We start from the raw sequence: 14774 nt of genomic DNA on the forward strand, positions 1-14774 counted from the left end.
GACCGATCCTAATCTGAAAGACAAGCCAGTCCCCGTTGCTCCCCGCGAAGCAGATTTCAACCCAGAGCCACGCCCAACGGAAAACCTGGGTGCGGACCGGGCAATCCGACCAGCTCGGCCGTTTGATTTCCGAGGTCGTCCCGAAGAATTTGGTGAAGAAAGAGAGCAGCGTTCTGCCCGCCGTGACGGTAACGAAGAACGTCCTCGGAGTAATTACGGCGAGCGGCGCGAAAGCGGGTTTGGTAGTAGCAGCACAGGAGAGCGTAGTGGCTTTGGCAACCGCAGCCATGGCGAGCGACGCGAAGGAGGATTTAACGCTGGCCGTAGTTTTGGTGGCCAGCAGGAGCGAGGCTACGGTAATAAGTCAGCTAGTCAAGAGTTCAATGCGTCGCGTTCTGCTCGCCCATATGGTGAGCGGAGTGACCGTCCAACTCAACCTTTTGGCGAGCGTACAGAACGCCCTGAGCGCTCTTTACGTCCCGACACTCGTCAGGGCCGGGATGCTTCAACGCCCAATCGTGCTGATAAAATGAAGCGCGGTGACGTGGCCGGGCAAGCTCCCGACTACAAAAACCTTAAGCACTACGAGCAAGATAAAACCCGGGGCAACAAACGCCGCCGCGAGGAAGAGGAAACCGCAGACGGCCAAGTGCGCCTGAACCGTTACATCGCCAACGCTGGTATCTGTTCACGCCGCGATGCTGACGCTCTCATTGCGGCCGGCGAGATTAAGGTGAACGGACAGGTTGTAACGGAGATGGGCTACCAAGTACAGCCTACGGATACCGTGCAGTACGGCAAAACCAACCTCAACCGCGAGAAACTGGTGTACGTGTTGCTTAACAAGCCCAAGGATTTCATCACAACCACCGACGATCCGGAAGGACGCCGCACCGTGATGGAATTGGTGAAGGAAGCCTCGAAAGAGCGCATCTTCCCAGTGGGGCGGCTCGACCGGAACACAACGGGGCTCTTGCTCTTCACCAACGATGGGGAAGTAGCGCAGAAGCTCTCTCACCCTTCGCACCGCAACAAAAAAATCTACCAAGTGGAGTTAAGCCAGCCACTGACGGAAGAGCATCTCGGGCAGATTGCGGCTGGTCTGGAACTAGAAGATGGCAAAGCAGAGGTGGACGATGTAGCCGTAGTGGCGGGCAACGCGCACTTCGTGGGCATTGAGATTCACATCGGCCGCAACCGCATTGTACGACGCATTTTCGAGCATTTAGGGTATGAGGTGGTTACGCTGGACCGGGTGCAGTATGCGGGCCTCACGAAGAAGGATTTGCCTCGTGGCAAATGGCGTTATCTAAATGAGAAGGAGGTTATTCGCCTTAAATACTTTATGTAAAAAGTGGCAAGTGAGAAGGTAGTAGCCGACAAGTTGTGAAATGAGTGGAACAAGGATGCTGAAGTATTTTGGTATGGAACGCAACCTTGTTTACTTAAATACTCTCTTCCACTTGAGGTCCTAATGACAGTTAACTAACTCTTATTCTGTTACCTCCTTATTTGCCCCTGTTCTCTCACCACACCTACCCGTGCGCACCTTCACCCTCGACATTGGCAACACAGCTGTGAAATACGGCTGCTTCGAGGAAGATGTGTTGCTTGAAACAGCTGATTGCACGCCCAGTGAGTTGGTTGCCGTCCTGCAACGCCTGAGACCTGAGCACGCTATTGTGTCTTCGGTAGCTACCTCAACTCATGAATGGACAAGCCTGCTGAAGACGGAGTTGGCGGGAAGACTACTTGAATTCAATCCGGCAACTACACCGGTACCGTTGCAGAACGCCTATGCTACTCCGCACACGCTTGGCGCCGACCGGCTGGCAGCGGCAGTAGGAGCAGCTTGGCGGCGGCCTAATCAGGATACGCTTGTTGTGGATGCAGGCACGGCCATCAAGTGCGACTTGGTGCAGGGCGGGCATACGTTTCGGGGCGGTAGTATCGCGCCGGGACTACAGCTACGCTTTCGGGCGCTGCATACGTTTACGGGGCGCCTGCCGTTGGTGGAACTGCCTACTGATTTAAAAGCTCCCGTACCACTGACCGGCGACACCACGGCAGCCGCCATTCAAAGTGGCGTGCTGAACGGGGCGGCCGCCGAAGTGAACGGGTTGATTGACAGATACCGGGAGCAGTTTCCGGAACTAGGAGTGGTATTGGCGGGCGGTGACGCTGCCTTTTTCCAACCCCGGTTGAAAGGCCTTATCTTTGCCATTCCGGAGCTCGTGTTGATAGGGCTCCACCGCATATTAGCTTACAATGTTGAACTCTAAATACGCTGGGCTGCTGGGACTGACGCTGTTGAGTCTCGGAGTTGCCACCCGCAGCCAAGGCCAACGACTCGGCAATTCGCCATACTCCCGCCTGGGCCTGGGCGACACGTATTTCAATGCGGGCGGTGTCCGGCAGACGGGTATGGGGGGTACTGGGCTGGCGGCCCCCAATGGTGTGCAAGTCAACGACCTCAACCCTGCACTGCTCTATTACATGAACCGCACTACGTGGGAAGTGGCCGTGAACAGCCAGTACAAGACGGTGCGCAACAATATTCAGTCGCAGAAGACGGGTAGCGCTACGCTTGGCTATTTTGCGCTGGCCGTGCCGCTTTCCACGCGCTGGGGTGCCGCTATTGGTCTTAAGCCCTTTAGCTCCGTCGACTACGAGTCGATACAAACGAACACCCTTGCTAATCAGACGCCAGTACAGTATCGCTATTTAGGTCAAGGTGACTTGTCGGAAGCTTATTTCGGGCAAGGCCTTCGGCTGGCGAAAGGTTTATCGGTAGGCTTGACGGCTTCTTACATTTTTGGGAGCATCGACTTATCGACCGGTTCGCAGGTACAGGTTAATTCCGCTGCCGACACCCGGTCAGTAAGCATCGACCATATCCACTACTCCGACTTCAAATTTCGGAGTGGTATTCATTACCGCGGCAAGTTCAACGATAAGCTCAACTACAATTTGGGTGGCGTCTATGCCTTTCAAACTAATTTGAACGGCGAACGGCTACGAACCCAGGAAACTCAAAACGCGGATGGGAGCCAAGTAAGCGGAACCCAAGCTGACACGCTGGCCGAAGGAACTGGTTATGCCGTTGTGCCCGCGCTAGCACAGTTCGGCATCAGCATCGACAATAATAAAAACTGGTCGATCAATGCCGATATAGCCCAGCAGCAGTGGTCGAAGTTCCGGTCGTTCGACGAGCAGGGTGGCACCGCAGGCGTGCCCTTGAGCAATACGTTCCGGGCGGCACTAGGAGGCGAGTACGTTCCTGACCCAACTTCCGTCGATAACTATTTCAAACGAGTAACCTACCGGGCTGGCATTTCGGTGGCGCAAATGCCCTACCGTCCTGCGGGCCAAACCCTCTACGACCGGGCCGTTAGCTGGGGCTTTTCACTGCCCGTATCTGCTTCTCCACTCGAAGCCACAACGGTTAGTTTGGGCTTCACCTATGGGCAGCGGGGCAACACCACTGTCAACCAAGTAAGTGGTGGTCAAGAGCGCAACATCAAGGAAGACTACATTCGGGCTCAGTTGGGAATTTCGCTTAACAACCGGTGGTTCATTAAGCGTCGGATTGAGTAAGCTGCCTATCCCTACTATGCGTACTTTTCGTTTGATGTGCTTGTTGCCTACCCGAGCAGCTTCCCTGTTGCTGCTGGCGAGTTTGTGGGCGGCTAGCTGCAAAAAATCGGAGCCGCAGGTCAAGGCGCCTGTGAAGTATAGTGGGCCACTGTTGGAGTCAACAAACGTGAATACGTTGTTCAGTGACTCGGCAAAGTTACAAGTCAAATACACAGCTCCGCTTGAACAGCAATTCGAGAATGGTGACCAGCTTTATCCGAAAGGACTGAGGGTGACCTTCTTCGATAAAAGCGGGCTGAAAGTGGTTAACACACTGAGCGGTAAGTACTGCAAATTCGAAAAGGTGAAGAATCTCTACACCATGCGCGGCAACGTGCAAGTGAACAACGAGGAGAAGAAGCAACGCATGTACACCGAGGAGTTGTTCTACGACAAACAAAAAAATCTAGTGTACACGGACTCTGCCACTTTCGCGCAGTTCGTGACGCCCACCGATTCCTTGACGGGCTACGGCTTGATATACAACATGACGACGAGTCGCTACCTTTTCAAGCGGCCTGCCGGTCAGTTTATTGTCGAGGCAGCCAGCAATCCACAATAGTCGCCATGCATTTCGATAAATCTTTGTTGCGCACGGTTCTGTTTGCGTTGGGCGTAGTTTCTTTTGTGATTGGGGCCTACGAAACCGTATTGCGAAACGACGAAAATGCGTTGCGCGACAACTATTGGTTGTTTATGATATCGTTCACGTGCGTGATGCTGTTTCGGTATTTGAAGTCGAGGGATGAAGAGAAAGCGGCGCCGAAAACTCCAGCGAAACAAGCCACTAGCAACGCCAAGCCGGTGCCGCGCAACAAGCGCCGCGGCTAGCTAGGTGAGATTGTGAAATAGTGACCTAACGTTTTAGCCGCGCAGATTGTGCTGGTTGGACATCAACTCACCGTTTCACAATCTCACCAACTCACTTTTTCTGATTATTTTGCGATTCTTTACGCTTTAACCTACTGTGCTTTTTTTCAAGTAAATGGCATTAATTAACACGATTCGGGAAAAATCAGGCTGGGCCGTTGGTACTGTTGCCATTGGCATGCTGCTCTTCATTGTGGGCGGCGACCTGATAGGGGGAAAAAATCGCTTGTTTGGCGGCAATCAAAACGTGGTAGGCGAAGTAGCCGGTCAGGAAATAGAACTGACCGATTTCAATAACGCGCTAGAGCAAGCCAAACAGTCGTTTGTGCAGCAGCAAGGCCGCCAGCCCGACGAGCAAGCCATGGGCTACTTGCGCGACCAGGCGTGGAACCAGACCATTTACCGCATTGCCTTTCAAAAGGAATTCGATAAGCTTGGGCTGACTGTTTCCGACGAAGAACTGACGGATATGGTGCAAGGACGCAATATTCATCCTAGCATTCGGCAGGCCTTTACCGACCCAAAAACGGGCCAGTTCGACCGCGCTAAAATCGTTCAGTACCTGCAAGGCCTCGATAAGCTTCCACCCGATGCGCAAGCTGCTTGGCAAAACTTCGAGGCCAACCTTGGGCCGGAGCGCATGGGGCAGAAGTACAACAATCTACTCAAGCTAAGCACCTACGTAACGACCGTTGAAGCCAAACGTTTCGACGAAAACCAGAACACGCGCGCTAGCATGCGCTACCTGTTTGTTCCGTACTTTTCTATTTCCGATTCGGCGGTGAAAGTGACGGACGAGCAGTTGCAAGCCTACCTCGACAAGAACAAGGGCCGCTACAAAGTAGAGGACGGCCGCAGCATAGAGTACGTAACCATTCCGGTGGTAGCTTCCAAGGAGGATACGGCCGCCGTGCAGCAGAGTGTTGGCCAGTTGGCTACGCAATTTGCTTCGGCTCCCAACGACTCGCTGTTTGTAAAGCTCAACTCCGATCAGCCCTACAACGACAACTATGTGTCGCCAGCAGATATGCCCGAGAAGCTACGTCAGCAACTACCCCTCACGGTGGGCAAGGTGTACGGACCATATGCTGAGAACGGAACGATCAGCTTGATCAAAGTAACAGGTGAAAAAGGCGGCGGACAGGCTTCGGCCCGGGCCAGCCACATCCTCATCAAGCCCGAAAACCCTACGCCTGCAGGAGAAGCAGCCGCTTTAGCTAAAGCGAAAAAAGTGCTGGCAGACATCAAAGGCGGCGCTGACTTCGCCGCCATGGCGCGCCAGTACGGTACCGATGGTACCGTGAACACCGGCGGCGACTTAGGCTGGTTCCAGCAGGGCCGCATGGTGCCGGAGTTCGAGAAGGCCATCTTTGGCGCTACTTCTACGGGCTTACTGCCTGCTCCCGTTAAAACTTCGTTCGGCTACCATATCATCAAAATCACGGCGCCCAAAACCACGCAAACCTACCAGTTGGCTACCGTGCAAAAGAAGATGGAGCCCTCGGAAGCCACTCGCGAAGCCGCTTATGCCCGCGCTCAAGCGCTGAAAGGCCAAGCCACTGATTTGGAATCGTTCCGCAAAGTAATAACCAAAGAAAAGAACTTGCAGAAGCAGGAAGCCAAGGGCTTAGGCCGCGGCGACCAAGCCGTGAACAGCTTGCAAGGCGCCCGCGAGATTGTGCGGTGGGCTTACGGTACGGGCGGTAAGGAAACCGCAGTTGGCGACGTATCCGAAGTATTTGAGATAGGCGACCAATACGTGGTAGCCGTCCTGACCGGTCAGCGGAGCAAAGGCACGGCCGATGTAGCCAGTCTGCGGCCGGAGCTTACAGCGGCGGTGCGCAACGAAGAGAAGGCCAAGCAAATCATCAGCAAGCTAACCGGCAAAACCGGCACCCTGGAGCAGATTGCCGGAGCATATGGCTCGGCAGCCCAAGTGAAAACGGCTGATGGCGTAGTACTCGGCTCTGGCACAATTCCGGGCCTGGGCAGCGAACCACTAGCGGTAGGTAAAGCCTTCGGCCTGAAGCCCAGCCAGAAGTCGGCTCCAATCCAGGGCGAACAAGGTGTGCTGATTGTAGAGCCCGTAAGTGTGCAGAAGCCTGCCGCTCCCTCCGAACTGGCCACTGTGCGTAAGCAGCTAACCGACCAGCGGGTCGGCCGGGCCGATGGCTTGATCTATGAAGCTGTGAAAGCCAATGCCAATATCAAAGACGAGCGCAACAAGTTCTTCTAAACCTTGTTGTTTGAAACAAAAAAGCCGCTTCTTCAGAAGCGGCTTTTTTTATGTTCGTTGTTTTGCTTCGGTGCAGCTTGTTTTTCGATAGATGAAAGGTGCTGAGCCGTATGGAGTCAAGCAGCGCGACTAATGCAGCAGAGAATTGCGTCGGATTTCCTGCTTATCTTGAAATGAATCTGACGGCGCTACCGTTTGTTTTCACATCCGTTGCCACTTGCTGCTTATCCTGTTTCTATGCGTCACCTTCCCTGCCTGCTGTTCTCTTTTCTGCTGCTTACCACTGCCCCACTTCAGGCCCAGCAAGATGTTGGTAATGTTTCTCTAGCCAGAGAATACACCCGCAAGGGAGAGCACGAAAAAGCGGCCTTTCTTTTCAGCAAGCTGCCTTCCGATGCGCAAACTTCGGTTTCTATATTGCCCGACTACCTTACGGCTTTACAAGGTTTGAAGCGCTACAAAGACGCCGAGAAGCTGGTGAAGCGCGCTATTCGGCAGCACCCCGAGGAAGGCGGCTATGGTGTGGCGCTAGGCAGCCTCTATACGGCCGCCGGTGACCAAGGCGGCGCCACCAAGCAGTACGACAAAGTAATCAGCCAACTTACTGCGGCGCAGGTACTGCCCGTTGCCGCCGAGTTCAGCCGCCGCAACCTGCTCGAGTGGTCCGAGAAAACGTATCTGCGCGGCCGAGAACTAATCAAAAACGACCTGGAATTTAGTACGCAGCTTGTGCAGCTCTATACCCAGAGCGGTAACACTGAGAAGCTCATGGCGGAAACCTTGCGCCTTGTGCAAGACGACGAGCAGCAACTACCTTTCGTGCGCAACATGCTGCAAAACAGCCTCCAGAACGAGAAGGATTTCGACGCCTTAGAACGTCAGCTGCTAACCAATGTGCAGAAGTACCCCGACCGGAGCGTATACAGCGAGCTGCTGCTGTGGCTGCAAGTTCAGCGTCGGGATTTCACGGGCGCGCTGGTGCAAGCCAAAGCCCTCGACCGCCGTGGCCGTACGGAGGGAAGCCGGGTAATGGATCTGGCATCTATCGCTCAGTACAACAAAGACTACGAAACGGCCATTAGCGGCTACGAATACGTACTGCGCGAATACAAGGGCGGACCTTTTTATGCGTCTGCTCGGCAGCGCCTCGTGCAGTCAAGAGAAGCCCAGGTGCGCGAAACGTATCCTGTAGACCCTGCCAAAATCCGTGAGCTGCTCGTGGAGTATCAGCAGGTGCTCACGGAGCTAGGTCGCACACCTCAGACGGCACCGGTACTGCGGAGCATGGCCGTGCTGCACGCTTTTCAGCTCGACGAGAAAGACAAAGCTATTGCTTTGCTGCAAGAGGTGATTAATATGCCTCGCGCCAGCATCGACGTGGTCGATGAAGCCAAGATCAATCTGGCAGATATTTTCTTGTTGCGGAGTGAGCCTTGGGAAGCAACCTTGCTCTACTCGCAGGTGGAAAAGTCGCACAAAGATTCGCCGTTAGGATATGATGCCAAGCTGCGCAATGCCCGCTTGAGCTACTTCGCCGGCGACTTCAAGCTAGCCAAAAGCCACCTTGACATTCTGAAAGAAGCTACCACGCGTGAAATTGCCAACGACGCCATGCAGCTCAGTTTGCTTATCACCGATAATACGGCCATGGACACGGCGGGCGTGGCGCTGCGCGACTACGCTACCGTGGAGCAGTTGGTGTTCCAGAACAAACTTCCCGAGGCTTTGCGTGGCCTTGATGGGTTGCTGCAGAAGTACCCAGGCCATGCTCTGCAAGATGATGCGTGGTATCTGAAAGCGCAGTTGCAGCGCCGCACCGGCGACTACCGCGCAGCAGTGGCTACGCTCGATAAAATCACAAGTAATCCTAAGTACGACGTGCTAAGCGACGATGCCATGTTTCTGCTGGCTAGCATTCAGGAAGAAAATCTACAGGATAAAGAGCAAGCAAAAGCACTCTACAATCAATTTTTGGTGAAATATCCCGGCAGCATCTATGTAGCGGAGGCCCGCAAGCGGTTCAGAAAGCTGCGGGGGGATAGTCTGTAATGCTCCCGTTACTTCACCGAAAAACAAGAACATAAGGCCTAGCGCGACAATGAAAATCAAGTACATCAGGCCGTTGGAGATGATGTATTAACCGTATTTGGGAAAGAACTCACGGAGGTTGGGCCTTCGGTAAAACTAGGTGTTTCAAGACGTAGCGGGCGGCTAATAACCGGGCGGGCAGGGTTTTCTTTGTACTTTTGAAGATAATGCCGCCCCGGCCTCCCGCTCTACTCATGGAAAAACGATGGATTCGTAAGCCTGCGCCCGACACTGAAAAGGTGCAGTTCCTGGCCAACGCGCTACGCGTTAAGGAAACCATTGTAGCACTGCTTTGCCAGCGCGACGTGTGCACCTTCGAGGAGGCCCGAGCCTATTTCCGTCCGAGCCTGCGAGAGCTGCCTAACCCCTTGCTGATGCGCGACATGGACCGCGCCGTAGCTCGTCTTACTGAGGCCCTGCATAGCGGCCAGAAAGTGCTGGTGTTCGGCGACTATGACGTGGACGGCACCACTTCGGTAGCCCTGGTGTACAGCTACTTGCGCCGTTTCTTCGGTCCGGAGCGCATCGACTACTACATTCCTGACCGCTACAAGGAAGGCTACGGAGTATCGGAAGCTGGTATCGACTTTGCGGCTACCAATGCCTTCGCCCTCATTATTGCGCTCGACTGCGGCGTGAAATCCGTAGACAAAGTGGTATATGCCAACGAGCGGGGCGTCGATTTTATCATCTGTGATCACCACTTGCCGGGCATTGAGCTACCAGCCGCCGTGGCCGTGCTCGACCCTAAGCGGCCAGGCTGCGCTTATCCATTCAAGGAATTATCGGGGTGTGGCGTTGGCTTCAAGCTGATGCAGGCATTCACGGAAGATCAGGGCCTGGATGAGGAGCCGCTTTACGATCTGCTGGATTTTGTGGCCGTAAGCATTGCTGCCGACATCGTGCCCATTATGGGCGAAAACCGGACCCTTGCCTACCACGGCCTGCGCTTACTCAACGACTCTACGCGGCCCCAGCGCCCCGGCCTCGATGCCTTACGCGAACTGGCCGGCCTGCAAACCACGGAGCTTAACATCAGCAGTTTGGTTTTCGGCTTCTCACCGCGTATTAATGCGGCTGGCCGCATGGGCGATGCCAAGCGTTCGGTAGCTATGCTGCTGGCTTCCAGCAAGGAAGAGGCTTTCGAGAAGGCATCGGTAGTAGATAAAACCAACCAAGAGCGCCGAGGCTTCGACACGAGCATCACCAAGGAAGCCTTGGATATGATAGAGTCGGATACTCTCTTTCAGGACGCGCACACCACGGTGCTCTACAAGGAAGATTGGCACAAAGGGGTGGTCGGAATAGTAGCTTCTCGCTGCCTCGACAAGTACTACCGCCCGACCATCATTCTCACCCATAGCAACGGCAAAGCCACCGGCTCGGCCCGCTCTGTTGCTGGCTTCGATGTGCACCAGGCCATAGAAGAGTGTGCCGACTTGCTCGACCAATACGGGGGGCACATGTACGCCGCAGGTCTCACGCTGCCCATTGAGAATCTGGCGGCTTTCCGGGCCAAGTTCGAACGGGTGGTAGCGGGTCGCATCTTGCCCGAGCAAATGATTCCGCCGGTGGATATTGACACCGAGATGGAACTGAACGAGGTAACTAACAGCTTCTACAACTTGCTCCGTCAGATGGAGCCGTTTGGACCCGGCAATACCAACCCAACCTTCATGGCGCGCAACGTGTATGCCGCGCCCAACTCGGCCCGCGTGGTTGGTCAGTCGCACCTCAAGCTGGCCCTCACCCAAGACGGCCACCACGTACTCGACGCCATTGGTTTCGGCCTCGCCGAGCATCTGCCACGCATCCTGGAAGGCGAACCGTTCAGCGTATGCTACACCGTAGAAATAAATGAGTACCGCGGGGTCAAAACCTTGCAGCTGCGGGTAAAGGATATCCGCTGGGAGTAGCAGAGCAGCGGTTTAACGTATCAGCCTATTCGCTTAGGGTGTTGGGAGCCGGGTAGGTAGCATATAGTGTCTGCCACCCCACCGCAGGTACCGCTTATCGGCATAGGTGCCGCTGAGTTCACGTATTGGCTGCATGAGCAGGTTAACGTCTTTGTAATTCTGCAGCCATAACCATGTCACCTCGCCGTTGTGCCGACGCTCCTGAATCGTCTTCTTCCCGCTTGGAAGATAAGCTGTGAACAACTCCCGGCTTGAGCCGTTGTGGCGGTGCACTATTTTGTGCTCCCAGGCCATCTCAGTTCTTTTAGTAGGGCTTAGATTGTCAAGATAGTACGTTCGGCTGGCATAGTAGCTTTGCACCATAATGCGGCGCGCTCCTGCCCGGTTTGCCTTGGTAATAACCACTCTTGCTTTCTGCTCGATTTGCTGACGAGCTACAGCCACTTGGCTGAAGAGCGAATCGCGAGCAGCAGTGGCCTTGGTGGCGTCGGTAATGATTTGTGCCGGGACACTAATTGGGAACAATAGGAAAGCAGTTATCAGTAAATTTCTTTGCTGCATAAATGAATCGTTTCAAGGTTTTATATGGCATATTTTAGTTCAAATATAAAGCCAGCCTGTAGAGCTGTAAGTTATCTTTCCTTTATTCCTTGGGGCCTGACCTGGCTACTCCACCACACCCAAACAACCAGCACGAGTTGCAACGGTAGCCGCAGCCATAGCGCCCACATCGGCACCGACAAACCCGCTCCGTGCGCCTGAAGCATGTACACATTCGCCGGAAACACAGCCACTAACAGCAGGATCAGGCCCCAACCGGCAGCTTGCCGCGTAGCTGGTAACAGCATCCCTAAGCCGCCCGCTATTTCGGCTGCTCCGCTCATATACACGAGCAGCAGCGGTGCCGGCAGATACGGCGGCATAATGCGCAGGTAGGTGCTTGGTGCTACGAAATGCAGTATTCCAGCTCCTATGAAAACCAGGGCTAGTAAGTAAACACTAAATCGGCGCAGTGAAGGCATAAGGTAAGAGCTATAGTGGCAGGGGAGTCGGATGTAAGCTAAACCTGTCGTGTCGGTAAGTTGCAATAGATTTTGTGGGTAGCCGCTTATCTGCACGCCAACTCCGTTGCTGCCTGAACTGCCACTAGGTAGCAGGTTACTTATTATTAGAGGGACCACGCTTCACTCTAGCTGAGGCGTACAAATTAAAATTCAAGACAGAGCTGATGCGCACGTCGTACTACGCTAGCCGCAATGCCGTTAGCCTAGCAGTAGCTGCCATCCTCGTGCCTTCCGTTACCTTTGTCCCGCATGATTCTTCGAGCCGATAATTTAGTTAAGAAATACAAAGCCCGCACGGTTGTCAACGACATGTCGTTGACGGTGTCGCAAGGCGAAATCGTGGGGTTGCTGGGACCTAATGGGGCCGGTAAAACCACTTCTTTCTACATGACCGTGGGCATGGTCAAGCCCAATTCCGGCCGCATCTACCTCGATGACCTCGAAATCACCAAACTGCCCATTTACCAGCGCGCCCGCCTCGGTATTGGCTACTTAGCGCAGGAAGCTTCTGTGTTCCGGGATTTGAGCGTGGAGGAAAACATTCTCTCGGTGCTCGAAATGACCAAGATGCCCAAGCAGGCGCAGCGCGACAAAGTAGAAGAACTACTCAACGAATTCAGCCTCACGCACGTGCGCAAAAACTTGGGCCGGGTGCTAAGCGGCGGCGAGCGGCGGCGCACCGAAATAGCCCGCGCCCTGGCCGTTGATCCTAAGTTTGTGCTGCTCGATGAGCCTTTTGCTGGCGTCGACCCAATTGCCGTAGAAGAAATTCAGGGCATCGTGGCCAAGCTCAAGCACAAGAACATTGGCATCCTCATCACCGACCACAATGTGAACGAGACGCTTAGCATCGTGGACCGGGCGTACCTACTCTTCGAAGGCAAGCTGCTAAAGGCAGGTACCGCCGAGGAGCTAGCTGCCGACGAAATGGTGCGCCGGGTGTACCTAGGCAAACACTTCGAGCTGAAACGGAAAGTGTAGGCCTTTGAGTGCGGACAGCCGCTACCTGTAAGGTTTCGAGAGCAGAAGCGGACGTTGTCGAAGACCACTAGAGGGATTTGCAGGTGCTTTCGAGGGTCGTTAAGAAGGCGGCCTCGTATTTTCCAGCAACATTCCGGCGCTACCCACGGTACAAAACGCAACTTGCGCGCTTCTCGGCCTTCCCCTCCATTCCTAGCTCTGTGTTAAATTCCATCCTCACGTGGGCCGTTCAACGGCGTTTAACGGATATTAGGCACTTTCAGCAGCATCCGCACGAAGTGCAGCAGCAAGTGTTGCGCAGCTTGCAGCAAACAGCTAGGAACACGGAATGGGGCCGCCAACACGGCTACGCCGACGGAATATCGGCGCGCGAATTTGCGCAGCGCGTACCAGTAAGCAGCTACGAAGAACTGTACCCGATGCTGGAGCGCGTGTTGCGCGGCGAGCGAGATGTACTGTGGCCCGGCCAAGTGCAGTGGTTTGCCAAGAGTAGCGGCACCACCAATGCCCGCAGCAAGTACATCCCGGTTACCCGCGAAGCCCTGCACGACTGTCACTACCGCGCCGGCCGCGATATGACGGCGCTGGCTACCCTGCATTATCCCGAAATTGAAGTGCTTGGTGGCAAAACCCTCTCGCTCGGAGGTACGCATACGCCCAATCCTATGCGGCCCCAAGATGCAGCTTCCCGAGTTGGCGATGTATCGGCGGTTATTATGCAGAATCTACCAGTCTGGGCCGAACACGTCAGGACTCCGACGCTCGAGCTAGCGCTGCTAGACGAATGGGAAGAGAAGATCGAACGCATTGCCCGCCACGTGCTGCAAGCTGATGTCCGCGTACTAGCCGGGGTGCCCACCTGGATGATTATGCTACTGCGCCGGGTGCTGCAAATAGCTGGCACCGACAACATCACCGAGGTGTGGCCTAATCTGGGCCTGTTTCTGCACGGGGCGGTGGCGTTTGGGCCGTACCGCAAGCTTTTCCGTCAGTTGATTCCCTCCGAGCAGATGCATTATCAGGAGGTTTACAATGCTTCGGAAGGCTACATCGCCTTGCAGGACCAGCCCGATTCCGAAGACCTGTTGCTGCTACTCGACCACGGCATCTACTACGAATTCTTGCCCGCTGATCAGTGGGACGCACCCGAGCCGCGCGCTATACCGCTAGAAGAAGTAGAACTAGGCAAAAGTTACGCCCTTGTCATGAGCACTAATGCGGGCCTGTGGCGTTACAAAATTGGTGATACTGTGCGTTTCACCAGCTTGGCACCTTACCGGATTCGCATTACGGGCCGAACCAAACATTTCCTGAATGCTTTCGGCGAGGAAGTGGTAGTGGAGAATGCCGAGGCCGCCGTAGCCGCCGCATGCCACGCGACCAACACCACCGTTCGCGACTTCACAGCAGCTCCTGTATACTTTGCTGGAGCCGCCGATGGTTCTCGGGGCGGGCATCAATGGTTGATAGAATTTCTGACTCCCCCACCGGATACCGACCGTTTCACAACGGTGCTTGATACCACCTTGCGCCAACTCAATTCTGACTACGATGCCAAACGGCACCGTGATATAGCGCTAGTACCGCCAGTCCTGACAGTGGCTAAACCAGGTCAATTCGAGCGCTGGTTGGCGCGCCGGGGTAAGCTTGGAGGTCAGCATAAAGTGCCGCGGCTCAGCAATTCGCGCGAAATGCTAGAAGAAATATTATCTGCTTCGTAGAGTTTGAAATAATCTAATAACACGTTGACTAGCTGACGGAAAGAGTTCTATGTTATTTAAAAATTAAATTTATATTAGTGGATTGTTCGACGCTCTTTGTGTTCCTCCGTGTCCGCTATTGCCTCCCATTCCCATCCGCACGTTTCCCGCCGGAAGCGTCGCTCACTCTCCGACAGAAACTCCGCCCTTGCTTCGCGGTTCACGCTAGGTTTACTGGGCTTGCTTTTGCTTGCACTCGTACTTAGTTTGGGCATCATTGCTA

The 14774-nt window shown here is 54.6% G+C and carries 12 protein-coding genes; 10 read left to right on the plus strand and 2 right to left on the minus strand.

What is annotated here, in order from left to right; genetic code table 11:
* The 8 genes from ACFE7X_RS13425 to recJ all read left to right on the plus strand — a co-directional run.
* Positions 1-1351: pseudouridine synthase (locus tag ACFE7X_RS13425; RefSeq protein WP_375436185.1), on the plus strand; the 1351-nt coding region annotated here is incomplete at its 5' end.
* Positions 1352-1541: 190 nt separating this feature from the next.
* Entirely contained in the window at positions 1542-2282 is a 741-nt protein-coding gene (locus tag ACFE7X_RS13430) for a type III pantothenate kinase (RefSeq protein WP_375436186.1), read from the plus strand.
* Complete coding sequence (locus tag ACFE7X_RS13435) at positions 2269-3597, plus strand: OmpP1/FadL family transporter (RefSeq protein WP_375436187.1); 1329 nt, start codon at positions 2269-2271, stop codon at positions 3595-3597. Before ACFE7X_RS13430 ends, ACFE7X_RS13435 begins: the two co-directional genes overlap by 14 nt.
* Before the next feature lie 16 nt (positions 3598-3613).
* Positions 3614-4198 (plus strand): LPS export ABC transporter periplasmic protein LptC, encoded by a 585-nt coding sequence (lptC, locus tag ACFE7X_RS13440; RefSeq protein ID WP_375436188.1) that lies wholly within the window; start codon positions 3614-3616, stop codon positions 4196-4198.
* 5 nt (positions 4199-4203) lie between these two features.
* Positions 4204-4467 carry a hypothetical protein gene (locus ACFE7X_RS13445; RefSeq protein WP_375436189.1) on the plus strand — a complete coding sequence of 88 codons (264 nt, stop codon included), beginning with the start codon at positions 4204-4206 and terminating at the stop codon, positions 4465-4467.
* Positions 4468-4621: 154 nt separating this feature from the next.
* Positions 4622-6742, plus strand: coding sequence for a peptidylprolyl isomerase (locus ACFE7X_RS13450; protein ID WP_375436190.1), 2121 nt, complete (start codon positions 4622-4624; stop codon positions 6740-6742).
* A 237-nt stretch (positions 6743-6979) separates the two neighbouring features.
* The gene (locus tag ACFE7X_RS13455) at positions 6980-8791 is read left to right on the plus strand and encodes a tetratricopeptide repeat protein (protein WP_375436191.1); all 1812 of its coding nucleotides are present in this window, start codon (positions 6980-6982) and stop codon (positions 8789-8791) included.
* Between the two features lie 233 nt (positions 8792-9024).
* Positions 9025-10746, plus strand: a complete 1722-nt coding sequence (gene recJ / locus ACFE7X_RS13460; RefSeq protein WP_375436192.1) for a single-stranded-DNA-specific exonuclease RecJ — start codon at positions 9025-9027, stop codon at positions 10744-10746.
* Positions 10747-10779: 33 nt separating this feature from the next.
* Here the strand turns inward: recJ and ACFE7X_RS13465 are convergent, their stop codons facing one another.
* Both ACFE7X_RS13465 and ACFE7X_RS13470 read right to left on the minus strand, forming a co-directional pair.
* A complete protein-coding gene (locus tag ACFE7X_RS13465; RefSeq protein WP_375436193.1) occupies positions 10780-11271 on the minus strand; it encodes a hypothetical protein in 492 nt (163 codons plus the stop codon).
* A 107-nt stretch (positions 11272-11378) separates the two neighbouring features.
* Positions 11379-11768: a hypothetical protein gene (locus tag ACFE7X_RS13470; RefSeq protein ID WP_375436194.1), complete on the minus strand. Its 390-nt coding sequence runs from the start codon at positions 11766-11768 to the stop codon at positions 11379-11381.
* Positions 11769-12059: 291 nt separating this feature from the next.
* Between ACFE7X_RS13470 and lptB the strand changes: the two genes are divergently transcribed.
* On the plus strand, positions 12060-12791 hold the full coding sequence (gene lptB / locus ACFE7X_RS13475; protein WP_375436195.1) for an LPS export ABC transporter ATP-binding protein: 732 nt from the start codon (positions 12060-12062) through the stop codon (positions 12789-12791).
* A 200-nt stretch (positions 12792-12991) separates the two neighbouring features.
* Positions 12992-14512 (plus strand): GH3 auxin-responsive promoter family protein, encoded by a 1521-nt coding sequence (locus ACFE7X_RS13480; protein WP_375436196.1) that lies wholly within the window; start codon positions 12992-12994, stop codon positions 14510-14512.
* Positions 14513-14774: the final 262 nt, after the last annotated feature.

Origin of the sequence: uncultured Hymenobacter sp. (assembly GCF_964242765.1) — a bacterium.
In the GTDB taxonomy this organism is placed as follows: domain Bacteria; phylum Bacteroidota; class Bacteroidia; order Cytophagales; family Hymenobacteraceae; genus Hymenobacter.

Excerpts from the sequence above, each read along its gene's own strand:
- ACFE7X_RS13445 (WP_375436189.1), top strand. The coding sequence starts at position 4,204 with ATGCATTTCGATAAATCTTTGTTGCGCACGGTTCTGTTTGCGTTGGGC.
- ACFE7X_RS13455 (WP_375436191.1), top strand. The coding sequence starts at position 6,980 with ATGCGTCACCTTCCCTGCCTGCTGTTCTCTTTTCTGCTGCTTACCACT.
- recJ (WP_375436192.1), top strand. The coding sequence starts at position 9,025 with ATGGAAAAACGATGGATTCGTAAGCCTGCGCCCGACACTGAAAAGGTG.
- ACFE7X_RS13450 (WP_375436190.1), top strand. The coding sequence starts at position 4,622 with ATGGCATTAATTAACACGATTCGGGAAAAATCAGGCTGGGCCGTTGGT.
- ACFE7X_RS13435 (WP_375436187.1), top strand. The coding sequence starts at position 2,269 with ATGTTGAACTCTAAATACGCTGGGCTGCTGGGACTGACGCTGTTGAGT.
- lptB (WP_375436195.1), top strand. The coding sequence starts at position 12,060 with ATGATTCTTCGAGCCGATAATTTAGTTAAGAAATACAAAGCCCGCACG.
- lptC (WP_375436188.1), top strand. The coding sequence starts at position 3,614 with ATGCGTACTTTTCGTTTGATGTGCTTGTTGCCTACCCGAGCAGCTTCC.
- ACFE7X_RS13470 (WP_375436194.1), bottom strand. The coding sequence starts at position 11,768 with ATGCCTTCACTGCGCCGATTTAGTGTTTACTTACTAGCCCTGGTTTTC.